Annotated in this window: 26 protein-coding genes; 16 read left to right on the top strand and 10 right to left on the bottom strand. The window is 63.7% G+C overall.

Annotated elements, in window-relative coordinates; genetic code table 11:
- Positions 1-104: 104 nt before the first annotated feature.
- From BM338_RS06690 to speA, 4 genes are all read right to left on the bottom strand, one after another.
- The gene (locus BM338_RS06690; protein WP_090450003.1) at positions 105-1,277 is read right to left on the bottom strand and encodes a DUF3734 domain-containing protein; all 1,173 of its coding nucleotides are present in this window, start codon (positions 1,275-1,277) and stop codon (positions 105-107) included.
- A 4-nt stretch (positions 1,278-1,281) separates the two neighbouring features.
- Positions 1,282-2,025, bottom strand: a complete 744-nt coding sequence (locus tag BM338_RS06685) for an acetoacetate decarboxylase (protein WP_090450002.1) — start codon at positions 2,023-2,025, stop codon at positions 1,282-1,284.
- 102 nt (positions 2,026-2,127) lie between these two features.
- A complete protein-coding gene (locus tag BM338_RS06680) occupies positions 2,128-2,913 on the bottom strand; it encodes a 3-hydroxybutyrate dehydrogenase (protein WP_090450001.1) in 786 nt (261 codons plus the stop codon).
- Positions 2,914-3,020: 107 nt separating this feature from the next.
- The gene (speA, locus tag BM338_RS06675) at positions 3,021-4,910 is read right to left on the bottom strand and encodes a biosynthetic arginine decarboxylase (RefSeq protein ID WP_090450000.1); all 1,890 of its coding nucleotides are present in this window, start codon (positions 4,908-4,910) and stop codon (positions 3,021-3,023) included.
- Between the two features lie 282 nt (positions 4,911-5,192).
- Here speA and speE point away from each other — a divergent pair, with 282 nt between their 5' ends.
- Positions 5,193-6,047, top strand: coding sequence for a polyamine aminopropyltransferase (gene speE / locus BM338_RS06670; protein WP_090449999.1), 855 nt, complete (start codon positions 5,193-5,195; stop codon positions 6,045-6,047).
- Positions 6,048-6,122: 75 nt separating this feature from the next.
- On the opposite strand, the gene BM338_RS06665 is transcribed toward speE, so the two are convergent.
- A complete protein-coding gene (locus BM338_RS06665; RefSeq protein WP_090449998.1) occupies positions 6,123-6,320 on the bottom strand; it encodes an antitermination protein NusB in 198 nt (65 codons plus the stop codon).
- A gap of 170 nt (positions 6,321-6,490) precedes the next feature.
- Between BM338_RS06665 and BM338_RS06660 the strand changes: the two genes are divergently transcribed.
- From BM338_RS06660 to BM338_RS06640, 5 genes are all read left to right on the top strand, one after another.
- Positions 6,491-7,528 (top strand): hypothetical protein, encoded by a 1,038-nt coding sequence (locus BM338_RS06660; protein ID WP_090449997.1) that lies wholly within the window; start codon positions 6,491-6,493, stop codon positions 7,526-7,528.
- A gap of 73 nt (positions 7,529-7,601) precedes the next feature.
- Positions 7,602-8,234 (top strand): ParA family protein, encoded by a 633-nt coding sequence (locus tag BM338_RS06655; RefSeq protein WP_090449996.1) that lies wholly within the window; start codon positions 7,602-7,604, stop codon positions 8,232-8,234.
- Between the two features lie 37 nt (positions 8,235-8,271).
- Entirely contained in the window at positions 8,272-8,754 is a 483-nt protein-coding gene (locus tag BM338_RS06650) for a SixA phosphatase family protein (RefSeq protein ID WP_090449995.1), read from the top strand.
- Positions 8,751-9,320, top strand: a complete 570-nt coding sequence (locus tag BM338_RS06645) for a YceI family protein (RefSeq protein ID WP_090449994.1) — start codon at positions 8,751-8,753, stop codon at positions 9,318-9,320. The genes BM338_RS06650 and BM338_RS06645 overlap by 4 nt, the downstream gene beginning before the upstream one ends.
- 77 nt (positions 9,321-9,397) lie before the next feature.
- The gene (locus BM338_RS06640) at positions 9,398-11,275 is read left to right on the top strand and encodes a phospholipase D-like domain-containing protein (RefSeq protein ID WP_090449993.1); all 1,878 of its coding nucleotides are present in this window, start codon (positions 9,398-9,400) and stop codon (positions 11,273-11,275) included.
- A gap of 4 nt (positions 11,276-11,279) precedes the next feature.
- Here the strand turns inward: BM338_RS06640 and BM338_RS06635 are convergent, their stop codons facing one another.
- Together BM338_RS06635 and BM338_RS06630 are read right to left on the bottom strand one after the other, a co-directional pair.
- Positions 11,280-11,819 carry an energy transducer TonB family protein gene (locus tag BM338_RS06635; protein ID WP_090449992.1) on the bottom strand — a complete coding sequence of 180 codons (540 nt, stop codon included), beginning with the start codon at positions 11,817-11,819 and terminating at the stop codon, positions 11,280-11,282.
- Between the two features lie 32 nt (positions 11,820-11,851).
- Entirely contained in the window at positions 11,852-13,138 is a 1,287-nt protein-coding gene (locus BM338_RS06630) for an acetyl-CoA C-acetyltransferase (RefSeq protein WP_090449991.1), read from the bottom strand.
- Positions 13,139-13,254: 116 nt separating this feature from the next.
- Between BM338_RS06630 and BM338_RS06625 the strand changes: the two genes are divergently transcribed.
- Together BM338_RS06625 and BM338_RS06620 are read left to right on the top strand one after the other, a co-directional pair.
- Positions 13,255-14,397 (top strand): hypothetical protein, encoded by a 1,143-nt coding sequence (locus BM338_RS06625; protein ID WP_090450147.1) that lies wholly within the window; start codon positions 13,255-13,257, stop codon positions 14,395-14,397.
- 130 nt (positions 14,398-14,527) lie between these two features.
- On the top strand, positions 14,528-16,990 hold the full coding sequence (locus tag BM338_RS06620; RefSeq protein ID WP_090450146.1) for a sensor domain-containing protein: 2,463 nt from the start codon (positions 14,528-14,530) through the stop codon (positions 16,988-16,990).
- A 67-nt stretch (positions 16,991-17,057) separates the two neighbouring features.
- Here the strand turns inward: BM338_RS06620 and BM338_RS06615 are convergent, their stop codons facing one another.
- Genes BM338_RS06615 through BM338_RS06605 form a run of 3 tightly spaced genes read right to left on the bottom strand, consistent with a single transcriptional unit; the run spans position 17,058 to position 19,928 of the window.
- Entirely contained in the window at positions 17,058-17,507 is a 450-nt protein-coding gene (locus BM338_RS06615) for a GNAT family N-acetyltransferase (protein ID WP_090449990.1), read from the bottom strand.
- A 14-nt stretch (positions 17,508-17,521) separates the two neighbouring features.
- Entirely contained in the window at positions 17,522-18,910 is a 1,389-nt protein-coding gene (ntrC, locus tag BM338_RS06610; RefSeq protein ID WP_090450145.1) for a nitrogen regulation protein NR(I), read from the bottom strand.
- A 7-nt stretch (positions 18,911-18,917) separates the two neighbouring features.
- Positions 18,918-19,928 carry a two-component system sensor histidine kinase NtrB gene (locus tag BM338_RS06605; protein WP_090449989.1) on the bottom strand — a complete coding sequence of 337 codons (1,011 nt, stop codon included), beginning with the start codon at positions 19,926-19,928 and terminating at the stop codon, positions 18,918-18,920.
- 110 nt (positions 19,929-20,038) lie between these two features.
- On the opposite strand from BM338_RS06605, the gene BM338_RS06600 reads away from it, so the two are divergent.
- The 8 genes from BM338_RS06600 (at position 20,039) to ada (ending at position 26,736) form a co-directional block, all read left to right on the top strand.
- Positions 20,039-20,875: an SAM-dependent methyltransferase gene (locus BM338_RS06600; RefSeq protein WP_090449988.1), complete on the top strand. Its 837-nt coding sequence runs from the start codon at positions 20,039-20,041 to the stop codon at positions 20,873-20,875.
- 192 nt (positions 20,876-21,067) lie between these two features.
- Positions 21,068-21,364, top strand: a complete 297-nt coding sequence (locus BM338_RS06595) for a hypothetical protein (RefSeq protein ID WP_177229243.1) — start codon at positions 21,068-21,070, stop codon at positions 21,362-21,364.
- A gap of 11 nt (positions 21,365-21,375) precedes the next feature.
- Complete coding sequence (locus BM338_RS06590; RefSeq protein WP_255367202.1) at positions 21,376-23,151, top strand: sensor domain-containing diguanylate cyclase; 1,776 nt, start codon at positions 21,376-21,378, stop codon at positions 23,149-23,151.
- Positions 23,152-23,341: 190 nt separating this feature from the next.
- The gene (locus BM338_RS06585) at positions 23,342-24,058 is read left to right on the top strand and encodes a 2OG-Fe(II) oxygenase (protein WP_090449986.1); all 717 of its coding nucleotides are present in this window, start codon (positions 23,342-23,344) and stop codon (positions 24,056-24,058) included.
- Positions 24,059-24,149: 91 nt separating this feature from the next.
- Positions 24,150-24,353, top strand: a complete 204-nt coding sequence (locus tag BM338_RS06580) for a hypothetical protein (RefSeq protein WP_143109264.1) — start codon at positions 24,150-24,152, stop codon at positions 24,351-24,353.
- Positions 24,354-24,364: 11 nt separating this feature from the next.
- A complete protein-coding gene (locus tag BM338_RS21855; protein ID WP_090449984.1) occupies positions 24,365-24,919 on the top strand; it encodes a methylated-DNA--[protein]-cysteine S-methyltransferase in 555 nt (184 codons plus the stop codon).
- Positions 24,920-24,921: 2 nt separating this feature from the next.
- On the top strand, positions 24,922-25,569 hold the full coding sequence (locus BM338_RS06570) for a DNA-3-methyladenine glycosylase family protein (protein ID WP_090449983.1): 648 nt from the start codon (positions 24,922-24,924) through the stop codon (positions 25,567-25,569).
- A 90-nt stretch (positions 25,570-25,659) separates the two neighbouring features.
- Positions 25,660-26,736: a bifunctional DNA-binding transcriptional regulator/O6-methylguanine-DNA methyltransferase Ada gene (gene ada / locus BM338_RS06565; protein WP_090449982.1), complete on the top strand. Its 1,077-nt coding sequence runs from the start codon at positions 25,660-25,662 to the stop codon at positions 26,734-26,736.

The following is a 26,736-nucleotide window of genomic DNA, read 5'->3' as shown; positions in this document are numbered from 1 at the left end:
TTGAAAAGCGCCTCCGGCCTACGCCGGAATGACGAGTAGGAAAGGGTGTCGCGAGCACCCACCCCTCAACCCAGCCCTCTCCCGGAAGGAGAGGGCGCAAACACTCAACCCCGATGAACGTCGTGGGTCACGAACGGATGCTCCGCGTCCGGAGCCTCCAGCCACCGCGGATGCGACAACGTATGCCGCATATCGCCCAATCCACTCTGCCAATGCGTATGCATGCTGCTCGCACTGAACTCGTAATCCTTGTAATGCCCTTCGTACGGCTTATCGCTATAGATCAAATGAATCAGGTTGGTCAGCGCCCCCGAGGCACGGGCCTCCGCACGGCGATAAGCCGGATCGCCGCGCCGCTCCTCTGGCACCAGCGCCATCAGGTCATGCACCAGGCGCTGATTCTCCTGCGTAAGGCGCATGTACTCGGTGATCAGGCGCGTGCGGCTGGAGTACTGGATCTCCTTGGCGCGTTCGGCCACGCCAGCGAGATCGCGCGGCAGCTGACCGGTAGCCCGCCACAGATCCACCTGAAAGATCAGCGCGTCATGGCAAGGCCGCTCCGACAACACTTTGTACAGCGGCGTGTTCGACACCATGCCGCCATCCCAATAGAACTCACCATCGATCTCCACCGCGGGGAACCCCGGTGGCAAGGCGCCCGATGCCATGAAGTGCTCGACGCGTAGCGGCCCTTGGCGGTTATCGAAATAAGCGAAGTTGCCGGTGCGCACATTCACTGCGCCCACCGATACACGCATCGAACGCTTGTCGTTGATGAGATCGAAATCCACCAACCGCTCGAGCGTGCTGCGCAGCGGTGAAGTGTCATACCAGCTGACGGTGGCAGGGCTGGCCGACCGTTGCAGAAACGGCGGCGGCACACGCGGATAGAAGAAGCCTGACTGTCCTTCCGTCAACGCGCGCCATGCCGCCATGCCGCTGAACCCATTCTGGAACGGCAACGGCCATGCGCTGTAGTCGAGCGCCGGCGTGGCGGGGAAAAACGGCGGCCGACAGATGGTTTCCCAGAACTCGCGTAACCGCTCCACCCGGTGTCCGATGGGATTGCCCGCGATGATTGCCGCATTGAGCGCGCCGATAGAGATACCGGCAATCCAGCTGGGGCGCAGATCCGCCTCGGCCAGCGCCTGATATACACCAGCCTGGTAAGCGCCAAGCGCACCACCACCTTGCAACACCAGTGCGACGGTGGGGTAGGTATCGCGCACCGCCTTCGCCACGGCCTGCGCATTCGCACTGCTCTTGTCGTCGCTCATCGAATCACGCCTCCGCCAGATAATCGTGCACCACCGTACCGAGATCGAGGGTGAGATCGGTGATGAAGTGCACCGCGGATTCGATCTTGAGTACCGGCAGGTCGGCGACCGGTGCCAGTGCGTGCGAATGCAGCTCCAGCGAGGCCGGCCCCGCCCATGCGCCCTTCAGAGTGACGTTAGTGGTGAAGTAACGCACCAGTTCGCAGATGCGCGGTGTGCCATCCACATGCGGAATGATCTTGAGCAGGAAATTCGGTGCCGCTAACGAGGCGAGCACCGCGGCATGATCCGCGTCGCGATGCTTGAAACCCATGGTGGCCTTGGCGACACGTACCTTGCCGTAGTCGAGCGTGCCCACCAGGGTATCGATCTCGGTCTCCAGCGCCGGACTGGCGAGCTTTTTGGGGAAGCCCCACAACTCACGTCCACCGGCAATCGGCGGGTGGTCGTTGAGGTACATCGAATGCACGTAACCACCGTGCTCACCACGGAAGCTGACCGGAATGACCTGCCCCGATTCGGTGTAATCACCGAAGCCGGTGGAATCGGGCATACGGATGAATTCGTACTTCACCAGCGGCTCACCGATTTCCAGCGGCTCGGGCACCACAGCCCGCAGCGCATCCGGATCGGTGCGATAGGTGATGACCAGGAACTCGCGGTTGACGAAACGATAGGGCCCACGTGGAAATGCGGGACTGGTCAGCGGCATGGCAAACGCGTTGGCTTTGACGTCGGCGATCTTCATCGGGAATCCTTGTGGCAGTTCCGCTCGGTGCGCGCCATCGGCGCGCACTCCATGCAAAGCACTGAAGCGGCGTCCCGCCAGACGTGGCGGGACGCCAAGCGCTTACTGCATGTACCAGCCGTGGCTGACCACGAAGGATTGCCCGGTCAGCGCCGCCGAGGGGAATGCCGCCAGATACAGCGCGGTTTCCGCGATGTCCTCGACCGTGGTGAATACGCCGTCCACGGTGTCTTTGAGCATCACGTTCTTGATCACGTCGGCCTCGCTGATGCCCAGCTCCTTGGCCTGCTCGGGAATCTGCTTCTCCACCAGCGGCGTGCGCACAAAGCCCGGACAGATCACATGCGAGCGCACGTTGTACGGCGCACCTTCCTTCGCCAGGGTGCGAGCCAGACCAAGCAGGCCATGCTTGGCGGTGACATACGCGGACTTGAGCTTGGACGCTTCATGCGAGTGCACCGAACCCATGTAGATCACGGTGCCGCCCTGCTTGTCCTTGTACATGTACTTCAGCGCGGCCTTGGTGGTGAGGAAGCCGCCATCGAGATGGATCGCCAACATCTTCTTCCAGTCGGCAAAGGCGAACTGATCGATCGGGTTGATGATCTGCACACCCGCGTTGGAGATCAGAATGTCCAGCCGGCCGAACGCCGCCACCACCTTGTCGGTGCCGGCGTTCACCGCCGCCTCGTCGGTGACGTCCATCGCCACACCGATGGCCTTGCCGCCGGCCGCGTTGATTTCAGCCGCGGCTGCATCGGCCGCCTGCTGATTGATGTCGGCGATCGCCACGGCCGCGCCATTCTTGGCATACAGCTCGGCAATCGCCTTGCCGATGCCACTTGCCGCTCCAGTAATCAGCGCGACCTTTCCGTCGAGACTTGCCATGACCTCTCCTTGCTTGGGGACGATTTGTAGGAGCGCACCCTGTGCGCGATAAATGTACGGAAAGGTCGTCTCGCTGCCGGTCGCACACAGGGTGCGCTCCTATAGGCTCAGCGAACGCCTTCCGACAAATAGGTATATCCGGTCAAACCTTCATTCAACGTGACAAACAACTGTTCGGCCTGATCGCCCTGCACGCCCGCGGCGGCAATGCGTTCGCGGTAACTTTGGCGCAGCGCTTCGAGATCGTAGCCCACGTAATCCAGCATCAGATCCGTAGTGTCGCCGCGGCGACGATGCGCAAAGACATACGAATCGCCATCCGCGCGCACGTTCACCGCGTCGGTATCGCCGAACAAGTTATGGATGTCGCCCAGCGTTTCCTGATACGCGCCGACCATGAAAATACCCAGGCGGTAGCTCTCGCCTTCATTGAGCGCATGCAGCGGCAGGCTCACATCCACACCTTCGGCGTCCACGTAGTGATCGATGCGGCCATCGGAATCACAGGTGAGGTCGACGATCACGCCGCGGCGCGTCGGCTCTTCGTTTAAGCGTGCAATCGGCGCGATCGGGAAGATCTGGTCAATGGCCCAAATGTCCGGCACGGATTCGAACACGGAGAAGTTGACGAAGTACTTGTCGACCAGCTTCTCGTCCAGCTCATCCATCGCCTGGCGGTGCGAGCGCTCGGCCGGTAGCAGACGGGTGCGCACGGCGTTGGCAATGGCGTAGTACATCTCGTCGAGCTGCGCACGGTCGGCCAGCGCCAGCTGGCCCAGCGCGTACAGCGTCTGGCCTTCGGCGAGGTGGTGCTGGGCCTCGTGGAACAGTTCCAGCGCCGGACGTTTGTCCAGTTCGTCATGGGTTTCGCGCAGGCGACGCAGCACGGCAGGCTCATCGTCGCGCGGCGGTGGAATCGTGCCGGCCGGCACTTCTTCCACCTCGGTCACATTGACCACCATCACCGCGTGATGCGCGGTCATCGCGCGACCGGCCTCGGTGATGATGTGCGGTGCGGCCAGGCCTTCCTCGGCCACGGCTTCAGCCAGCGACTGCACGATGGTGGCGGCGTACTGCTCCATCGAGTAGTTGATGGAGTTGTGGCTGCGGGAGCGCGAGCCTTCGTAGTCCACGCCCAGGCCACCGCCGACATCGACAATCTCCAGCGGCACACCCATCTGGCGCAGCTCGACGAAATAGCGCGTGGCCTCGCGCATACCGGAAGCGATGTCGCGCACATTGGATATCTGCGAGCCCATGTGGAAATGCTGCAGCTTCAGCGTGTGCTTGAGGCCAGCCTCGTCCAGGCGATGGATCAGCGTAAGCACCTGGTTCGGCGACAGACCGAACTTGCCCTTGTCGCCACCAGTGTTCTGCCACTTGCCAGCACCGATGGAGGCGAGGCGAACGCGCACGCCGAGCAGCGGCTCCACACCCAACGCCTTAGCTTCACTGAAGACGTGATCCAGCTCGGAGAGCTTCTCGATCACGATGTGCACGCGTAGGCCGAGCTTGCGGCCGATGAGCGCAAGGCGAACGTACTCACGGTCCTTGTAGCCATTGCAGATCACGATCGAACCGGGCCGCGCCATCGCCAGCACTGCCATCAGTTCCGGCTTGGAACCGGCCTCCAGGCCAAAGCCGTGCTCGCCGGCTGCAACCAGTTCACCGGCCACGCCGCGCTGCTGGTTCACCTTGATCGGATAGACGGCCGTATAGCCGCCTGCGTAATTCCACTCGCCGATGGCCTTGGCGAAAGCGCCCTGCAGGCGCGCCAGGCGGTCGGCCAGGATGTCGGGGAAGCGCACAAGCAGCGGCAGGCGCAAACCTTCGGCGCGAGCGCGATCGACGATCTCGGGCAGGGACAAACTGGGGCCGTTGGCGCCGCGCGGACGCATCACGATATGGCCGTTCGCGTCCACGTCCACGTAACCGTCACTCCAGTGAGGGACAGCGTAGGTGTGGCGGGCAACGTCGGTATTCCAGTGCTTCGACATGGACAGGGTTTCCTTCTACAGCGGGCGTGTGACACCCGGGGGTCATGTCGTCGCAGCGGCGAGCCTTGACGAATAACGAATCCGCCCCAGCCGGAAGCCTCGCACGCCGCGGGGCCGGAACGGACTTGTCGGCCCCGCGGGCCGCAAGTGCGGCGGGGCCAAGCGCACATTGTAATAGGGCAATGTGACGATGTGCGGCATCGGGCCCCGGCACGGTCGCGCCCGAAGCGGCTACAATTGCCGTTCTTTACTCACACTTACGCGTCGTCAGGAACATCCGCCATGTCGCAGCAGCCCAGCTGGTTCACCGAAGCCCACCAGGCTTCCGGCTCCTCCATCGGTTACCGCGTGGAGAAGCTGCTTCATGCCGAGAAAACCCCGTTCCAGACCATCGAGATCTATCAGACCACCGACTGGGGCAACCTGATGGTGATCGACGGCTGCGTGATGCTGACCAGCCGCGACAACTTTCTCTATCACGAGATGATGACCCACCCGGCACTGTTCACCCATGCCCGCGCCAAGCGTGTGGTAGTCATCGGCGGCGGCGACTGCGGCACGTTGCGCGAAGTGCTCAAGCATGAGGAAGTGGAGTCCGCCGTGCAGGTGGAAATCGACGAGCGCGTGACCCGCCTCGCCGAGCAGTACTTCCCGGAACTGTGCGATTCCAACCACGACCCGCGCGCCGAACTGTTGTTCATCGACGGCATCAAGTACATGGCCGAAGCCGAGCCGGAATCGCTGGACCTGATTATCGTCGACTCGACCGACCCGGTCGGTCCTGCCGAAGGTCTGTTCAACGCAGCGTTCTATGGCAGCTGCTTCAAGGCCCTGCGCCATGGCGGCATCCTGGTGCAGCAGAGCGAATCGCCGCTGGCGCATATCGAACTGATCAAGTCGATGCGTTCGGCCATGCGCACCGCCGGCTTCAACGCGGTCAAGACGCTGCCGTTCCCGCAGCCGTGCTACCCCACCGGCTGGTGGAGCTGCACCATGGCGCGCAAGGGTGGCGACCTGGCCGGCTTCCGCGAGCGCGGCGCGATCAGCAAGAGCTTCGCTACACGCTACTACAACGCCGAGATCCACAAGGGCGCGCTGGCCCAGCCGGAATTCATGCGCGAAGCGCTGGGCGAATAATTCGCCCTCTGCAGGAGCCCACCCTGGGGGCGACGGTGTCTCGACACCGTCGCCCCCAGGGTGGGCTCCTGCGTTTCAGAACAACGTTGAGCGCACCTTGGGCAGGATCACCAGCACCAGCGTGGCGATCGGTCCCAGCACCAGCGACAACAGAAACCACACCAGTCCGCTGCGGTTTTTGCCTTGGGCCAGGCCGGCATTGATCAATGCCAGGCTGCCCCAGCCCACGAACCAGGGTGCCCTGCCGTCGGCGATTATCGAAAGCTGATCCACGTGTTATCTCCTGTGTGGCGCAGGGGCGGGAGCGCAGGCGCCAAAGCGGCGCCGGGAAGCGACCATGCTAACAAGCTACGGCCGCTGTGCCCGCCTGGCAGAACCCATGGATCAGGCAGGCTTAATGCGCACCCGGTATCCTGCCCGCTTTGTTCCGGTTGGAGAACACCATGCGCGGATGGCGCTGCCTTGCCCTGGCCCTCGCCAGCGTGCTGACGATTACCCCGGCCCTTGCCGCCAAGTCGCCGGCCAAACCGGATGCCAAGGCCAGCCACGCCTCCAAGCCCGCCGATACCACGCAAAACCAGGCCCTGCTGGCGTTCCAGCGCGATCTGGTCAGCGTGCTGGCGCCGCGGGCGAACGCGCTGCCGCTGCTGGGCGCGGCCCTGCTGGCCCGGCCGTTGCCGAATCAGCCGAAGTACAACGATTTCCATAGCCTGATCGAGCGCGCAGCGCAGACCGACGACACTACTCCGGCGGTCAGTTGGACCCGCCTCAGCGACTGCGACGCCAAGGCCGACGCCTGCCCCAATACCGACGCGATGGCCAAGCTGGTGGAACAGGCGCCGGACAACGCCGCCGTATGGCTGCTCAAGCTCGGTTTGGACGGCCGCGACGGCAAGAAGGACGCCGCCCGCGAAGATCTGGCCAAGGCCGCCACCACCAAGCTCTATGACGACTACACCGGCATCAGCCTGAAAGCGCTGGCGACCAATGTCTCTGTGCTGCCGCCCCCGCCGTCCATCATCAACCCGCTGTCGCCCACCGGCGCCACCGGCGTGCAAGTGATGATGGTGTTCGGCCTGGCCTCGACCCAGCCGCAACCGGGTCTGCAGGCCACCGCGCGCCTGTGCGAAAGCGCCGGCGACGATCAGGCGGTGAAGGACGATTGCCTCAAGCTCGCCGGCATTCTCGACTGGAGCTCCAGCCCGCTCGCCCGCTCGCTCGGCCTGCATCTGCGCGAAGTACTGGCCACCGACCCGGCGCAGCAGGAAGCCGCCAAGAGCGCTCGCCGCAACCTGATCTGGCAGGTGCAGAACTTCGCCCAGCTGTCCGCCCGTGCGCAGGGTGACACCGCCCTTGCGCAGCATCTGCTGGCGCTGGCCCGCAGCGGCGGCACCGAGATGAGTCTGGTGCTGGCCGCCTTGCGCGACTACAACATCCCGGTGGACGCGCCAGCCGACTGGCAACCGCAGAAGGCCGGATAAAGAGAACTCATCCGGTTCCCACTTTCTCCGTCCCTGTGTACTCTTGGCCCCACCTTGAACACAGGGGCGGCGCATGCTGACGGTGCTGGTAGCAAGCAGCAAAGGCGGTTGCGGCAAGAGCACGCTGGTCACCCAGCTGGCTTCGCACTGGGCGCAGGACGGCAAACACACGACTATCGTGGATGCCGACCGGCAGGGCTCCAGCTTTCGTTGGGCGGCGCGCCGCGCCGACAACGTACCCGGCGTACTCGCGCTGGAAGGCGGGCGCAGATCCCTGGAAAAAATTCCGGCGGATACCCAGCGGGTGCTGATCGATACCCCCGCCGGCTCACACGAACGCGAACTCGAACCGTATATCGAAAAGGCCGACGTCCTGCTGGTGCCGGCCCTGCCGTCGCCGTTCGACATGGACGCCACCCTCGACTTCCTGCATCACCTGCAGCAGATCCCGCGGGTGAAACGCGGCAAGCTGCCGGTAGGCGTAGTCGGTAACCGGCTCAAGCCGTGGACCCGCGCCAGCCAGGATGCTATGGAACAGCTGGCCGGCCATTCGCCGTTCCCGCTGGTCGCCCAATTGCGAGACAGCCAGGCCTATGTGCTGTTGACCGCGCTGGGCAAGGGCATCTTTGATTACGCCTCCGAAAACGTGCGCAACCACCAGGAAGACTGGAAACAGCTCCTGCGCTGGATCAAGCGCCAACAGTGAACCACCTTGAAGCGCACCCGCCGGACGGAGTCTTTCCATGCATGAGCTGATCCTGTTGCGCCACGCCGAAGCCCAGCCTGCCCAGGCCGGGGGAGACGATCAGGGCCGGCGCCTGAGCGGGCGCGGCGAACAGGAGGCGCGGGCGGCCGGCGAGTGGCTGGCCAAGCACGGCAAGCATCCGGTACGGGTGCTGTGTTCGCCCTCGGCACGCACCCGCGCCACCGCCGAACTTGCACTGAGCTGCATGCAGAAAACCCCGGCGATCCAGCTGGCCGAGGAAATCTACGACGCCACGCCGGGCGAACTGCTCGCCCTGCTCGACCAGCATGCCGACGCGGACAAGGTCATGCTGGTCGGCCATAACCCCGGCATTGAACGGCTGGTGGCCCTGCTCGTCGAAGGCCGCTCGGATGAATTCCGCGGCATGCCGCCGGCCGGCGTCGCCGTGCTGCACCTGGAAGGTAAGGACGACTCGCTGGAGCCGGGCCATGCCCGCCTGGACGCCTTCTGGTCGCCGTGAGGTTCCGTTTTACGGGATGGCTGCTAGCCTCCTGCCTGCTCGCGACCTCCCTGCTCCATGCCGCTGACTACCGCATCGATCCACAGCGCTCGCACGCCGAATTCGGGGTGCGGCTGCTGTGGCTGAGCCAGGTCGAAGGACGCTTCGAGCACATTGACGGCGAGGTCACCCTCAGCGCGCAACACGACATGGCGATGGTGGATGCGCGCATCGCGGTCGACAGCATCCAGATGGATTCGGATCGCTTCCGCCGCTGGGTGCTGGCACCGGAGTTCTTCGATCTCGAACACTACCCGGCCATCCATTTCGTCTCCGAGCCGGTACCACTCAGCTCTCTACAGCAAGGCGGCGAGCTGTTCGGTGCGCTGACCCTGCGCGGCCTGACCCGTCCCGCGCATTTCGAACTGCTGCCTTCGTATTGCCCGCTCGATGCGCCCCAGCAATGCAAGATCGAACTGCGCGGCACCATCCAGCGCAGCGACTTCGGCATGACCGGTCACCGCACCGCTTTGTCGGATCAAGTCTCGCTAGGCCTGCTGATCGCGATTGATTACGCCCGGCCATGAATCGCGGCTGGACCGCCGTCGTTTCAAGCGCCCACCGATGCGGGACGAAATACACAAACGCTCCGTATCATCGCGCCATGTCATTGCGCTGGTCGTGGGTTCTCCTTCTCTTGCTTGCCACGGCCTTGTTGCCGGGCTGCACGGTGTCCAAAGCCAACATCCGCCGCGCGGATGCGGTGGTGGCTGCGCAGGCCGACCGCCAGCTCGACTGCACCGGCGACGATCATTGCGCACAGGCCTCGCCCTTGATGGACGCTGCCACCAAAGCGCTGGCCGACTCCACCGAAACGCAGCCAGTCCACGTCGTCACCCTGCTCAGCGACAGCGAGGCGGCGATGGTGGCGCGGATCAACCTGATCCGCGCAGCGCGACAGTCGATCGATGTGCAGACCTATATCTGGGACCAGGACGACGCCGGCCAGCTGATCCTCGACGAACTGATCAAAGCGGCGCGGCGCGGCGTAAAGGTGCGCGTCCTGGCCGACCAGCTGTTCTCCTTCAACGACGCCACCTGGCTGGACCGCATCGCCCGCGCGCATACCAACCTGGAGGTGCGGCTGTACAACCCTACCTTCCACGAAGCGCAGACTTCACCCGTGGAGTTCGCCGCCGGCATCGTGTGCTGCTTCTTCAAATTCAACCAGCGCATGCACAACAAGGTGCTGCTGGTGGATAACCGCATCGGCATCACCGGCGGACGCAATTACCAGGACCGCTACTTCGACTGGGACAACGATTTCGACTATGTCGACCGCGACGTGATGGTCGGCGGTCCCGCCGCGCAGGCGATGGGCGCCAGCTTCGAACTGTTCTGGAAACACAAGCGCGCGGTGCGGCTGACCCATCTGCGCGACGTCAATCGCCTGTTGTTGTCCACTCCCATGCAACCGTGGCCGACACCCACGTACATCCATCCCGAGCGAGTCGCGCGCGTGCAGGAAGAAGCCGACGATGCGGAATGGCTCGACGACAACCTGGTATCAGATAGCCTGCGCACTTCGCGGGTCGAATTCTTCAGCGACCTACCCGCCAAGACCGCGCAGCCGCAGAAGCGCGACGCGCGCGAGTTCACCGCCCACGTCATGCGCATGGTCGGCTCGGCCAAACAAGAAGTGGTGCTGCAGACGCCATACCTGGTGATGAGCAGCCGCGCCCGCCGGATCTTCGAGCGCCTGCATAAACAGGAAGCACCGCCGCGCATCGTGGTCTCGACCAACTCGCTCGCTTCGACCGATGCATTCGCGGTGTATGCGCTCTCCTACAAACATCGCAAGCGCTATCTCAAGGACTACGGCTTCGAAATCTACGAGATGAAGCCGCACGCCGCCGGCCCCGCCGAAGACAACGCTTTCGCCAGCGCGGATGACGGCCCGGTGATCGAACGCAAACCGACCAACATCAAACGCGTGGCCGGCACGGAAACCCGCAGCTCGCTCAGCATCCGCCGCGGCGGCAAGCGCAACCGCCCCGTACCGCTGGTCAGCGCGGGGCGCCGCTTCGGACTGCACGCCAAATCGATCGTGGTCGACGACAGCTTCGCCATGGTCGGCTCACACAATTTCGACCCGCGCTCGGATCACTACAACACCGAAGCGGGCGTAATCGTCTACGACGCCGACTTCGCCCAGCAGCTGCGCGACGCCATCATGCGCGAGACACAGCCGGAGAACGCCTGGGTCGTTGCACCGCGCCAACGCTCCATCCCGCTGCTGTCCGATCTCAGCGCGGCCATCGGCGACATCTCCGCGTCGCTGCCGCTGTTCGATTTCTGGCCCTACCGCTACGCCACCAGCTACGAACTCGACGCCGGCTGTTCGCCGATGCGGCCCAGCGACCCGAATTTCTTTAGTTGCTACACGCCCGTCGGCGATTTCCCCGACGTCGCCATCTCGTCCAAGCTGGTCTATACGCGCCTGATCACCGCGTTCGGTTCGGGCGCCAACGGTATTCTCTAGCGGATCAGGAACCGCTCGACGCTCCGTTATTCGCGTCAAAGCGCATCGGAAGCATGCCGCTGATGCCATCGGGATGATCAGCCGGCACAGCGAAACGCCAATGTTGCACGGTGCGTACGGCCTCGTCGTCCAGCTGGGGATCGCCGCTGGATTCACCCACACCGGCATGGATCACCCGACCCTGGCCGTCCACGGTAAGACTCAACACCACCCGGCCGGCACGTGCTGTGCGCCTGCTGAAGAAATCCGCGGATGCGGCAGGCATATCAATCGGGGTGAGTGCGACAGTCGCGCTTTCCACCGGTACGGTGGCGGCCTGTGCGTTCTCGATCGGCGGCAGGTGCGCTACTCGCGGTGCCGGCGCACGCGCAGGTGATGTCATACGTCGCTTTGCTGGCTCAGTAGAGGGCGCACGCGTCGCGTGTGCTACACGTCGCGCCGGTCCCGTCCAATTCGCCGTCTGCTCGCTCAGCCAGAATGTGCCCGCCACGCCCACGGCCAGCGCGAGCAAGCTCAGGCCAGTCGTGGTGCGTAGACGGAACATAAGGGGATTCGAGCGTCTGGGACGGCCGTGGATTACGGCCGTTCGAGGATGGCGGTAACGCCCATGCCGCCGGCCGTGCAGATCGAGATCAAGCCGCGGCCCGAACCCTTCTGCTCCAGCATCTTGGCCAGCGTGGCGACAATGCGCGCGCCGGTGGCGGCAAAGGGATGGCCTGCCGCCAGGCTCGAACCATGGATGTTGAGCTTGGCCGGATCGATGCTACCCAGCGGCTTGTCGCGGCCCAGGCGGTTCTTGCAGTAATCCTCGCTCTCCCACGCACGCAGGGTGCACAGCACCTGCGCGGCAAAGGCTTCGTGGATCTCGTAGAAGTCGAAGTCCTGCAACGTCAGGCCGTGGCGATCAAGCATGCGCGGCACCGCAATGGTCGGGGCCATCAGCAGGCCTTCGCCATGCACGAAATCCACCGCGGCCACTTCGGCGTCGCGGAAGTACGCCTGCACCTTCAGGCCGTGCTTGGCGGCCCATTCGTCGCTGGCCAGCAGCACCGCGGCGGCGCCATCGGACAGGCCGGTGGAATTGCCGGCGGTGAGCGTGCCATGGCCGGAAATCTTGTCGAAGGCCGGCTTCAGCGTGGCGAGCTTTTCCAGGGTGGAGTCCGGTCGCAGAAAACCGTCGCGCTTCAGGCCGCGGAACGGCACGACCAGATCCTCGAAGAAACCCGCCTCATAGGCGGCGGCCAGCTTGAGATGGCTGTCCAGCGCCAGCTGATCCTGCGCCTGGCGGCCGATGTGCCACTCCTTGGCCATCTTCTCGCAGTGATCGCCCATCGACATGCCGGTGCGCGGCTCGGCCACGCCGGGGAATGCCGGCTTTAGTTCCTTGAAGGAGAAGCCACGGGTGAAGGCAGCCATCTTGTCCTGCCAGCCCTTGGCGCGGTTGATCGCCAGCAGGCGCTTGCGGAAACGCTCGCCGAGCACGATCGGCACGTCGCTGGTGGTGTCAGAACCGCCGGCAATGCCCGCCTCGATCTGCCCGGTGGCGATCTTGTTGGCGATGATGATGGCGTTATCCAGCGAGGTACCGCAGGCGCGCGCCGTGGTGATACCCGGGGTGGTGGGCGCAAGGCCGGAAGAAAGCACCGCCTCGCGCGCCAGGTTCCAGTCCGAGGAGTGCTTGATCACCGCACCCATCGCCACCTCGCCCAGCTCCTCGCCATGCAGGCGGAAGCGTTCGACCAGGGAGCCCAGCACCTTGACCGACATGCCGAAGTTGCCGACATCGGCATAGGCGGTGTTATTGCGGCAGAACGGGATGCGTACGCCACCGATCACACCGACACGCTTCTGGGTGTTTTCCATTTCCTTCACGGTCCAAGCGAGCTAGAGCCTTCAAGGCTAACGCGGCCTGCCACGCGGCGGTAGCCCAAACGGGCGAATGTTAGACTTCCGGTTCTTTGCTGTTCGGGTTCGCTCACGTGGAAGCTCAATCGCTGGTCGCCCTGCCCATCGTGCTGGCGCTTGAACTCTCGTCCGGCGAAGCGCCGGCGCGCATCACCCTGAGCCGCGATGAAGCTGCCGAACTGGCCGCCCTGATAGCCGCCGACCTGCATGGCCTGGTGCCCCAGATCGACCAGGCCCGCTTGGCCGTCGCCGGCGCGTTGTTCGATACGGTGGAATTACTGCGCCCCGGCTTTCCGGTGTGGGCCACCCTCGACGAACTGGCTAAACGCGTACCGCGCGGCCATCTGGATAACGTAGTCGCCTTTGGTACGCACGAAGGCCATATGCCAGCCCAGCCGCTGGAACCGGAAGCGACATATGCGGACGGTCCGATGCGCTTGCTGCCGCTGAGCCTGTTGGCGCCGGAAACGCTGGCCGCCGAGCTTTCGGAATCACTGGAAGTGGAACTGGTCGGTCGCGGCGAAGCCGGTGCACGCACCGCCGACTGGCTGATGCGCACCCTCGGTGTGCGCCTCGAGCATGTGCGCTATCTGAGCCGCAACGATCTGCTCGCGATGACCTGTGTGCAGTACGAACACGTCAACCTTGCCGCGTTGTGGACACTGCTCGAGGCCGCACTGCTCACGCCCTACCGCGAGGAAACCGCGTTGAGCGCACGCGGCCTCGCCCTGCGCTATGCGGAAGGCAAGATCAGCGTGCAATCGCCAGCCGACTGGCTGCGCACCCAGTCCAGCGAGCCCGCCCAGCGCGCTCATGACCTGGCTGGCATTTTATTCGAGCTGCGCCAGTACGCCGCCCTGCTGGAAGCACACCACCTGCCCGTGAGCCTGCATTCGGAACACGCCAGCGCCACCGGCGCCGAACACGGCTACCTGCTGGAAGTGCTCGGCACGCTCGAACCCGCCTACGGCGCACCCGCCTTGCATGCTCACGAGGCACCCGGCCTTGGCGTGGTCGCCGTCACCCTTGCCCAGCGCGGCGACGGTGGCCGCGCGCGCGTGCTGGTGCACGGTTATCCGTTGCATTCCAAGGCCTTGGGCTCATTGGTGACGGCGCTGGCTGAGCGCTACGGCATCCCTGCCGAGCTGCACGCACTGGGTCGTATCGTGCTGGATGCGGACGGCCATCTGGCCGCGCCTTCGCACGCTCTTCACTAAGTCTGTCGCGAGGCTGACACAGCTTCTGAAGTCGCTTCAACGAGAGCAACTCGACCCACTGCCCAGTCACCGCAAGTTAGCGCATGATGCGGCCTTAGCGTCCTATGGAAGCGACCAGGGCGGTATGACGATGCAGCAGATCGAATCCGATCACGAGCCACGGCCGGCATCGCCCGATACCGACTGGCCGGCGCACGTCATTCACGGCGCGCCCGCGTTGATCACCTACATCGATCGCGACCAACGTTTCCGTTTCGCCAACGCCGCGCATCAGAGCTGGTTCGGCGTGCGTCCGGAACGCATTGTCGGCCGACTCGTTGCCGAAGTACTCGATGCCATCAGCCTGCAAAGCGCGGGCAACTGCCTGGAACAGGCGCTGTGCGGCTCGCCCTCCGTGTACGAGGGTGAGATGTTCAGCGGCGATGCGCGCTGCTATGTGCACGGCAGTTTCCAGCCCGACTTCGACAGCGACGGCAGCGTGCGCGGTGTGTTCACCGTGTTCATCGACATCACCGAGCGCCACGCGCTGGAAACACGGCTGCGCGAAAGCGAGCAGCGCTTCTATGGCGCGTTCCAGCACGCCGCGATCGGCATGGGCCTGGTGGCGCCTGACGGCCGCCTGCTGCGCGTCAATGCCGCGTTGTGCCACATGCTTGGTTATCGCGAGGATGAACTGCTCGCCCTCAATATCCGCGAGATCACCCATCCCGACGACGTCGCCAAGAGCCACGCCATGGCGATGGAACTGATGGACGGTCACCGCGACTCCTATCAATTGGAAAAGCGCTACTTCCACCGCGACGGCCATGTCGTGCACGTGCAGCTCAGCGTGTCGCTGGTACGTGCGCCGGATGGCACACCGTTCCATGCCGTGGCGCAGATCCAGGACGTCAGCCAGCGCAAGGCCTATGAGGAAGCGCTGTTCCGCGAACGCGAACTGGCCGAAGTCACCCTACGCTCGATCGGCGACGCGGTGATCACCACCGACCTGCAGCTTTGCATTACCTCGCTCAACCCCATCGCCGAGGCAATGACCGGCTGGAGCCATGGCGAGGCGCTCGGGCAGCCGGTCAACGAGGTGTTCCAGCTGATGGATGGCGAAACCCGGGCGCCCATTCACAACCCGCTGCTGGACGCGATCACCCGCGACACCATCGTCGAGTTGCGCGGCCATGCCATGCTGATGCATCGCAATGGCTTTGAAACGCCGGTCGAGGATTCAGCCGCCTCCATTCACGACCATGCCGGCAATGTGATTGGTGGCGTGCTGGTATTCCACGACGTCAGCGCCACCCGCGCGTTGGTATTGAAGATGGCGCACATGGCGCAGCACGACACGTTGACCGGCCTGCCCAACCGCAGCCTACTGCAGTCGCGCCTGGAACAAGTGGTTTCCGCCGCGCGCCGCCGCCGTGGTCGCGCCGCATTGCTGTTTATCAACCTGGACCACTTCAAGCAGATCAACGACACGCTGGGCCACAAGACCGGCGACCATCTGCTGCGTCTGTTCGCCCAGCACCTGCGCGGCCTGCTGCGCAGCGAGGACACTGTCAGCCGCACGGCCGGTGACGAGTTCATGGTGGTGTTGCCGCACGTGGACAGCGCCGTCGAGGCCGGCAAGACCTGCGAACTGCTGATGCGCCGCTGGCAGGAACAGCCGCCGACGGAACTGACCGAGATCATCCTGAGCTTCAGCGCCGGCATCAGCCTGTATCCCGACGACGCGAACGACGTGGAAAGCATGATCCGCCACGCCGACACGGCGATGTACGAGGCAAAGATGCAGGGTCGCAACAGCTATCGTCTGTTCGCCCCCTCGATGACCGAGCGCCCCGCCGCACAGCTGCGCATTGAGCGCGACCTGCGCAAAGCAATGCGTCGCGGCGACCTGCAACTGCACTATCAGCCCAAGGTCGACGCGCGCACCGGCACCGTGGTCGGCGCCGAAGCGCTATTGCGCTGGCAAGTGGACGGCCGCGACGTCTATCGCCCCGACCAGTTCGTACCCGTCGCCGAGGAAAGCGGCCTGATCGGTCCGCTCGGCAAATGGGCGCTGCAGGAAGCCTGCCGCCAGGCCGCCGAATGGCACCGCAGCGGGCGCAGCGTCGCCATCGCCGTGAACGTGGCACCACCGCAGTTCCTGCAGCCAGGCTTCCACGAAACCCTGCGTACTCTGTTGCATGAGAGCGCGCTGCCGCCTGGCCTGATCGAGCTGGAACTGACCGAGCGCATGGTGATGTCAGGCGGCGACCATAGCCGTGTGCTGATGCACCGGATCAAGGAGCTCGGCATCAGCCTGGCACTCGACGACTTCGGCACCGGCTACAGCAGCCTGTCGTATCTGAAACACTTCCCCATCGATGTACTCAAGATCCCGCGCACCTTCGTGCGCGACATCGCCACCGACACGGACAGTGCCGCCATCGCCGACGCCATCATCACCATGGCGCAGAGTCTGGAGATGAGCGTAGTGGCCGAAGGCGTGGAAACCGAGGAGCAGGCCGAATATCTGCGCCAGGCCGGCTGTGCGTTGCTGCAAGGCTTTCTTTATGGCGCGCCGATGCCTGCCGAAGAGTTCGCACTGTTGCTGTAGGAGCGCACCCTGTGCGCGATAGCTTTTTAGCGACGACCTAAAAGAGCATCGCGCACAGGGTGCGCTCCTACAACATCGCCTCATACATAAAGTAGTGACAGCGCTCCATTCCCAACCCGGCATATGTGCCCTGCGCCCGCTGGTTCTCCGTTTCCACATACAAACGCAGTCCCACCGCCTTGGCCTCGCGCGCACGCTGCTCCACCGCTTCATACATGTAACGGAACACGCCATTACGCCGCGCTTCCGCCACCACGTACACACTCTGGATCCACCAGAAGTCACCGCAGCGCCAGTCGCTCCATTCGTACGTCACCAACAGGCAGCCCACCGGCACGCCGTCGCGTTCGGCAACTAAATAGAAGCCGCGTCGCGGCTCATCGAACACTGCGCTCACGCCGCGCTCCAGCAGCGCCGGATCGATCCGCTTCTGCTCGGTCTCCCACGCCATCGCGACGTTCCATGCCGCGATGTTGGCGATATCGCCACGTTCCGCGACTCGTACAAGCAAAGACATGCCCTACTCCAGGATCAAGGTTTCGAAGGCCGGCGCGTACGCGAGGCGCCCAGTTTGCGGGTCAATGTGTTGCGCCCGACACCGAGCGCCATCGCTGCGTGCTGCCGATGACCACTGTGCACGGCCAGCGCGGCCTGCAACAAAGTGTGATCCATCGCTTCGCGGGCGCGGTCGTGGATATCGCTTTCGCCATCGGCGAGGGCCTGGGTGGCCCATTCGCGCAGCGCATCCGTCCAGTCGCCGAGCGCTGGCGTCGCGGTCGCGCTGCCCAGATCCGCCGGAAGAATTTCCGCACCCGGCGCAATCACCGCAAGGCGGCGGCACAGATTTTCCAGCTCGCGCACGTTGCCGGAAAAATCGCGCTGCGCGATGGCCTTCAGCGCGGCCTTGGAGAAACGTTTCGGCGGCAACTTCAGTTCCTGCGCCGCCGCTGCAAGGAAGTGTTGTGCCAGCAACGGAATATCGCTACGCCGCTGCCTGAGCGCCGGCAACTCGATGCGCACCACATCCAGGCGATGCTTGAGGTCGGCGCGGAACTGTCCGCCAGCCACGCGCGCATCCAGATCCTGATGGGTGGCCGCCACGATGCGCACGTTGCCGCGAATCAACTCGCGCCCACCCACCCGATAAAACTCGCCACCCGCCAGCACGCGCAACAAACGCGTCTGCAAGGCCAGCGGCATGTCGCCGATCTCATCCAGAAACAGCGTGCCGCCCTCGGCCTGCTCGAAGCGGCCAGCGTGGCGGCGCGTGGCGCCGGTGAACGCGCCAGCTTCGTGACCAAACAACTCGCTCTCCAGCAACTCGCTGGGAATTGCTGCCGTGTTCAAGGCGACGAAAGGCTTGTCGCGACGCGCGCTTTCCTCGTGCAGCGCGCGCGCCACCAGTTCCTTGCCGGTGCCGGTCTCGCCGGTGATCAGCACATTGAGATCACTGGCGGCGACGCGGCCGATCAGACGAAATACTTCGCGCATCGCCGCGCTTTCGCCCAGCAGCGCATGCGTGGGTGCCATCGGAGCCGCCATCGGCGCGTCCGTTGCCGGTACGTCTGCCAGCGCGCGCTGCACGGCGGCGACGGCCTGATCCAGATCAAACGGCTTTGCCAGATAATCCACCGCACTGGCGCGATACGCCGCCGCGGTGGTGGCGACGTCGGTGAAAGCGCTCATCACGATCACCGGGCCGATCCCCTGCGCCTTCAGCTCATTCAACAGAGCGAGCCCGTCCTCCCCCGGCATACGCACGTCGGTGACCAGCAAAGCTGGCCGCGATTCGCGCAGCGCGTCGCGCACCGAGGCCGCATCGCCGAACTCGCGCACGGGCAGGCCCGCATCGCGCAAAGCTTCAGCTAGCACGAAGCGCACGCCGCGGTCATCGTCGGCGATCCAGATGTCATGAGACATGGGCTCGTTACTCATGTGGACGCTCCAGCGGCAGATACAAAGAGAACACCGTCTCGCCCGGCCGGCTGACGAAACGCAGTTCGCCACCGTGCTCGCGCGCGATCTCGCGCGCCAGCGCCAGGCCCAGGCCGCTGCCATCGGCGCGGCCGGAAACCAGCGGTTCAAACAAGGTGTCGCGCAACGCCGGTGGCACACCCGGGCCATCGTCGATCACATCCACACGCAAGGCCGTGCGCAACACGCGCTCGCCAACGCGCAAGCCATGCTCGACGCGCGTGCGCAATATCAGCGTGCGCGCCCCGGCTTCGATCGCGTTGCGTGCAAGGTTGAGCAGAATCTGTTGCAGGCGATCCGCATCGCCCATCACATCTGGCAGGCTTGGGTCGTAGTCGTGGCGCAACTGCGGTGGCTCCGGCTCGGCCTGCAACAGATCGCACAGCTGCTCCAGCCGCTCATGGATATTCACCAGTGCCAGCCGCGGTGCGCCGTCGTGATGCAACAAACGATTCGCCAGCGAGGTGAGCCGGTCGGCCTCGGCAATCACCAGGCCGGCCAGCGATTTCAGATCCTCGTCGCCTACGCGCCGCTGCAATAGCTGCGCCGCGCCACGCAAACCCGCCAGCGGATTCTTCACCTCATGTGCGAAACCGCGCAGCGTCGCCGACAACGGCGAAGCACCCGGCGAGGCTTCAGCCAACGCATGCACTTCCAGCAGCAAGTGATGCTCGTCCAGCGGCTGCAGACTGATGTCGACCGATACCCCGCGCCCACGCCCCGGCACCAGGGCCACCCCGCGCAACTGCATGGCGCGCTGCTCCGCCACCGCACGCGTAACCTGCGCCAGCCAGTCCGGTTCGTGCAGCAGCAGCCCCAACGGCTGCCCCACCGCACTGCGTGGCCCCGTCTCCAGCCACTCAGCCAGCGCTGGATTGATCCAGGCCACGCGCAGCTGCGCATCGACCAAGGCCAGGCCCGTCGACATCTGCTCCGCCCAAGTGCGCCAAGGCATCGTGTCCATTGCACCATCATGGGCAATGCATCTGATTGGTGCAATAGAGGGCCTGGGCAGCTGGCCGTTAGTTCCTCTGGCCATGTTCTGGCTTCAGAAAATTGCCCTACTATCACGCGATGACAACACTCCCTCTTCCGCCATCGAACGATGCGCGCCGCGGCAGCCTGGCCTGCGTCGGCATGGGCATGACTTTGGGCTCCCACCTCACACCGCTGGCGCGCAGCCATATTGAGCAAGCGGACGTGATCTTCGCCGGGCTTTCCGATGGCGTGGTGGAGATGTGGTTGCAGCGCATGCACCCGGATGTCCGCAGCCTCCAACCCTACTATCAGGAGGGCAAGTCGCGGCTGAAGACCTATAAGCAATGGGTCAACCTGATGATGACGGAAGTCCGCGCCGACAAGCGTGTCTGCGGAGTGTTTTATGGGCATCCAGGCATTTTTGCGTGGTCACCGCACAAGGTCATCGAGGTTGCGCGAGCAGAAGGTTTCGCCGCGCACATGGAGCCAGGCATTTCCGCTGAAGATTGCCTCTATGCCGATCTGGGGATCGATCCGGGCCGTTACGGCTGTCAGCACTTCGAGGCTACGCAGCTGCTTTTGTATAAACGACGCATCGACCCCACCGGTTATCTGGTGCTGTGGCAGGTCGGCTTGGTCGGCGATCTTTCGATGACACGCTTCCAGACCGGACCAGCATATCGCCAAGTGCTAGTAGATCAACTCAGTCAGGATTATTCGCTCGACCATGAAGTGATTATTTATCGCGGAGCAACGTTGCCGATCGAGAAGCCCCGCATTCGTCGCGTTGCCCTGCGTGATCTACCTCATGTCCCATTGACCTCCGAGGAGTCAGTGGTGTTGCCCCCGGCAGAATCCTTGATACCGAATCACGCTATGCAAGAGCGTTTGGCGGCATTAGATGAGCTGAGCAAGACAGATGCTTTGGCGTAAGGCAGGGGCTGACATGGGGGTAATCCTTCAATCGCTCCAGCAATATCGCATCTTTGAAGGACAGTCCCGTCTCACACTCTGCTACCAGGAAGTGTCGATGAAGACCGACACCACGCTTTATCGATTCAAGAACCGCACGCTACCGATGGGATAGGCCCATCAAGCTGCAATGACAGGAAACAGGGGAAACACATGGCAGACACGATTGAATTGCTGGAAGCTATCGGCCGTGACGCCTCGCTGCGTCATGCATCGGCTGAAGAACTAGCCAAGGCACTTGAGCAGGCACAAGCGTCCGACGGCCTCACTACCGCGGTAGCGACTGGTGACAACAAATGGCTATTCAACGAGCTTGGACACAAGCCCATGGAGCCACCTCAAGGCACTCAGGGCCCATGCCGTGAGGAAGACGAGCCCGAGGAGGGTGGCGACACTGAGCAACCCACTGAGCCGGCTCCCGATAGCGGCCAATCTCTCCCTGATCGATAAATACAGCCCACGTGCGCCGGCTGACGCGCCACTTCTGGTCATGGTCTGCATTAATTGGCATGGCCTGGAGTGTGCTCGTGCAGCCGGCCCATGCCGTCACGCCCGCTACGAACCCGACGGCATTCCTTGAGCAGACCGAGAGTCTTCGCACGAAAGATCATCCTCAGTTCGTGCAAATGCTGGAGCAGATTCATCGAGAAACGCCGCGCCTGACTCAGCGCGAGCAATGGTATCTGCGATATCTCGATGCATGGGAAACCATGTTCAGAGGCGACTACGCCCAGTCTGAAATTCAGCTCCGCGAAGTGATTGATCACTCCGGCGACGTGACGCTGGTGGGCAAGGCGTCTGCGCTGCTCTTGTATAACCTTGGCACCAATCAACGTTACGACGAAGCCTTTGCTCTGGCCAATCGCCTGACAACTGCATTACCAAAGATTAGCGATCCTCACGTTCGCTACGCGACCCTGATGTACCTGTCGCAGATGCTGGACTTTGCCGGACAAACCGATCTCGCTATCAAGTACGCACGCATGATGGAGGACGCCATGCCTCCTGGTGAGACGGCATGCCTTCCTCTAAACCTGCAGGTCGCCGCGCTTTACAACAGCAAACGACTGATATCCTCCAGCCCGATACTCCATCAGGCTATTGATGCTTGCGTAGTGGCCGGACAACCCATCGCCACCAACAGCATGTGGCTGGTGCTAAGCAGCCTTTACCTGGACGAGAGTCAACCAGATAAAGCCTTGGCACTACTTGACCGCATCGCCCCCAGCATTCGCACCAGCCGGTACCATTTTCATCTACTGTCTTCACAGGCGGAACGAGCGCAGGCCTATGCAAAACTGGGCAACGACAACGAAGCGAAAAAGGCCGCACTCGACGCCATAGCCTTGGGCCGACCGGGTGACATAAGCGAGTGGCTGAGAGTGGTCTACGAGGTGCTGTACCAGATCGAAAAGAAGCATGGGAACGACGGCGCCGCGCTCGCGTACTACGAACAATATGTGATCCAGGACAAGGGTTATCTCAATGACGTCAGCGCTCGTACGCTGGCCTACGAGATGACCCAGCAGCACACCCTTGTGCAGAAGCTTGAGACGGAAAGCCTGAGCAAGCAGAACAGTATTCTGCGGCTGCAGCAGGCACTGGGCACCAAGGCCGTAGAGACCAGCCGGCTCTACATCGTCCTTTTGCTGCTGGTCCTGGCATCCATCGTCTTCTGGCTGCTCCGCATCAAGCGCTCGCAGCTTCGCTTCAAGAAGCTGTCCAGCCAGGACGGGCTTACCGGCATCTTCAACCATCAGCACTTCATCAGCGAGGCCGACCGCGCCCTGCGCCTGCTGGAGAAAAAACATGGTGCCGCCTGCCTGATCTTCATCGACATGGACTACTTCAAGCAGGTCAATGACACGCATGGACACGCCATGGGCGATGCCGTGCTCAAGCGCACTGTCGCTGTCTGCGAGCAGCACCTGCGCCCCGCCGATCTGTTCGGCCGCCTGGGGGGCGAGGAATTCGGCATCCTACTGCTCGACTGTTCCCGCGACCAGGGCAAGGCCATCGCCGATCGCATTCGGACGGCCATTCAAGCGGCGCCGGTCGATGCAGACGGGGGTGTCATATCGTTTTCCGCCAGCGTCGGCCTGGCCTCTACCGACAGCTCCGGCTACGGGTTGCAGCGATTGTGCAGGGAAGCGGATGCGGCGCTCTATCGTGCCAAGCGTACCGGACGCAATCGCGTCATTTCCGATACCGAGGACGGTAGTCTGGTCGAAGCCTGAAACGGCGGAAAGCGGTACCACCTCACGTCGAAAACCCGTGGGTCGCGTTTCGCTGAAAAATTGCACCTCTCTTTTCCGGAGTTCCAGAGGCCACCGCGTGGGTTATCGTCATCGCGCACTCCCCCAAACGGCTCGATGAAAGACGATGCATACCAGTTCTACATCCAGTCTCCGCCAAGGAGCGCGCGTGATGGCAAGCACACCGACCGATCAGCTCGTTGCCATGCAGGATTGGGTCGGCGCCGAACAGTCGCTCGACGCCCACGGCAATGCCGTATTGCCGCGCCTGCTCAGTGCCGCGCAATGCACACAGCTGGCCGCGCTGTACCCACGTGATGAGGTCTACCGCGCTCGCGTCGTGATGGCTCGTCACGGCTTCGGGCGCGGCGAATACAAGTACTTCGCCTACCCCCTGCCGCCGCTGCTCGACGAATTGCGCCACGCGCTGTATCCGCGGCTGGCGCCTGTCGCCAATCGCTGGAACCGGCAGCTGGGTATCGATGTGCAATATCCGGGCGACCTGGATGACTTTCTGAAACGATGCCATCAAGCCGGGCAAACGCGGCCTACGCCGCTGATGCTCGAGTACGGCGAGGGCGACTACAACTGCCTGCACCAGGATCTGTATGGTGATCATGTCTTTCCGTTGCAGGTGGCGATTCTGCTATCCGAGCCCGGCAAGGATTTCAGTGGCGGCGAGTTCGTGATGACCGAGCAGGCCGCTTCCGGGCAGCGCGCCGACGTGGTTTCGTTGCGCCAGGGCGATGCGGTGGTATTCACCGTGAACCAGCGCCCGGCCGCGGGCAAGCGCGGTGGCACCCGCAAAGTGGCCATGCGCCACGGCGTCAGCCGCATCCGCCGTGGCCATCGTCATACCGTGGGCCTGATCTTTCACGACGCACGCTGACGCAGCGGCGGATTCGACAGCAAGAGCCGGAGTTTTTGCGGAGGCAGCAATCGCTATCTTGGCTCCCATGCCAACGCCGAGATCACTTTCCGTGTCGATGACCTGGCCACCCGCTCCGGCCCGTTCCGCGGATGACGCGCAAACGACACAACGGGAGATCACGGCGCACTTTCAGGCATCCGTGGATGCCGGTTTCGCCTATTGGCGAATCAACGACCGCGGCCATACCGAGCTGCATTTCCATAGCGGCGAGGTTTTTCAGTTGAACGAAAGCGGCGTGACCCGATTGCGCTGAGGAGTGCCGTCATGAAGCTTTATCTGAGCCATCTGGATGCCCCGCTCGGCCCGATGCTGCTGGTTACCGACGAGCAGTGGCGCATTCGTGCCCTGGACTTCGCCGATCATTCGGCCCACTTGCATCGCGGTTTGCGCGAACACTACGGCAGCTACGAATTGGCCGACGCGCCGGCTCCGGTAGCCATCGCCGACGCCCTGGCGCGGTACTTTGCCGGCGAGCTCGAAGCACTCGACGGATTGCCCACGGCCACCGCCGGCACCGATCTGCAGCAACAGGTGTGGGCCGCCCTGCGCCGCATCCCGGCCGGCACTACCGTCAGCTACGGCCAACTGGCGCGCGCACTGGGCTTTACCGATCCCCGTGCGGCGATTGACATCGGCGCAGCCAACGGTGCAAATCCGATCGCCATCGTCGTACCTTGTCACCGCGTGATCGCGAGCAACGGCGACCTCAAGGGGTATGCCTGGGGCTTGCATCGCAAGCGCTGGCTGCTCGAGCACGAGAAGGCGATACAAGTACGGCCGGCCCTTCCACCGAAAACCGCTTCGCTGCCAGGATTCTGATCTTGCCGACACCCGCGATTGCCGCCGACCTTTCACCCGAAGCCTATCGGCGCGCTGCGCGGTTTCTGGCGAAACTGGATAGCGACTGGGCCCGGCTGATCAAGGCCGTCGGCCCTTGTCGCTTCGAGGCCAAGCCCGCGCGCGAGCCTTACGAGGCACTGGTGCGCGCCATCGCCTACCAGCAGCTGCACGCCAAGGCAGGCGACGCCATCCTTGGCCGTTTGCTCGCTCTGTATCCGGGCGTGGCGTTCCCCACACCGAAGCAATTGCTGGCGACCGACCAGGAACAACAGCGTGCCTGCGGCTTCTCGGCTACCAAGCTCGCCACCATTCGCGGTATCGCGCAGGCAACGATGGATGGCGTGGTGCCGGCGCGGGTCGATGCCCAGCAGCTGGACGATGAGGCGCTGATCGAGCGTCTGGTATCGCTGCGCGGCGTGGGACGCTGGACCGTGGAGATGTTCCTGATCTATACGCTGGAGCGCTCCGACATCCTACCCGTGGATGACTACGGTGTGCGCGAAGGCTATCGCCGCTTCAAGGGCCTGGCGCAGGCACCGACGCCGAAACAGCTGCGCGAGCTGGGACAGGGCTGGCGCCCTTACCGCACGGTGGCCGCTTGGTATCTGTGGCGCGCGCCAGCACATTGACGATAGGAATTCATTCGCAAGAACCGGAGTTCTTGCGAATGAATTGCCGCCTAAGCTGATCCCACGATCAGACATGCCACGACATTCGCCATGCATACCTCGACCAAAAACTCGTCCCATTACGCCACCGACACACAGCGCTGGGCCGCCGTACAAGCTCGCGACCCGGCCGCCGATGGACACTTCGTCTACGCAGTACGCACTACGGGTGTGTATTGCCGGCCCAGTTCTTCTGCGCGCCTGCCCCGGCGCGAGAACGTGGTGTTCTTCGCTACTGCTGAAGCCGCCGAAGCGGCGGGCTATCGCGCCAGCCGCCGTGTTGCCGCAGATCACACCAGTATCGCTGCGCAGCGCGCAGCGCTGGTGGCGCAGGCCTGCCGGCTGATCGAAGCCGCTGATACGCCACCGAGCCTCGACGAGCTCGCAGCACAGGCGGGCATGAGCACGTTCCACTTCCATCGCGTGTTCAAGGCGGAGACCGGCCTGACACCCAAGGCGTATGCATCCGCGTATCGCGCGCGCCGGCTGCGGGAGGAACTTGGCGACGGCGCGACTTCAGTGACGGACGCGATCTACGGTGCCGGCTTCAATTCCAACAGTCGCTTCTATGAAGCCTCCAACCAGCTGCTGGGCATGCGCCCTCGCGACTATCGCGACGGCGGTGTCGGCGCCTCGATCCGCTTTGCGGTCGGTCAGTGTTCGCTGGGCGCGATCCTGGTGGCGCAGAGCCAGCGCGGTATTTGCGCGATCCTGCTGGGTGACGATCCCGACGCACTGGTACGCGATCTGCAGGATCAATTTCCCAAGGCGCAATTGATCGGTGGCGACGCCGGCTTCGAGCAGCTGGTGGCGCAAGTGGTCGGCTTTATCGAAGCGCCTTCGCTGGGCCTGAACCTGCCTCTGGATGTGCGTGGCACGGCGTTCCAGGAGCGCGTATGGCAAGCCTTGCGCGAGATTCCGCCGGGCACGACGGTGAGCTACGCGCAAATCGCCGAGCGCATCGGTGCACCCAAAGCGATGCGCGCGGTGGCGCAGGCCTGCGGCGCCAATCACATCGCCGTGGCGATTCCCTGTCATCGCGTGGTGCGCCGCGACGGCGACATCTCCGGCTACCGCTGGGGCGTGGAGCGCAAGCGCGAACTGTTGCAACGCGAAGCCAAGGCCTGA

It is taken from the genome of Dyella sp. OK004, assembly GCF_900114495.1.
Classification (GTDB): domain Bacteria; phylum Pseudomonadota; class Gammaproteobacteria; order Xanthomonadales; family Rhodanobacteraceae; genus Dyella_D.
Note: the sequence above shows the minus strand (reverse complement) of the source record. Positions and strands in the feature narration are given on the sequence as shown.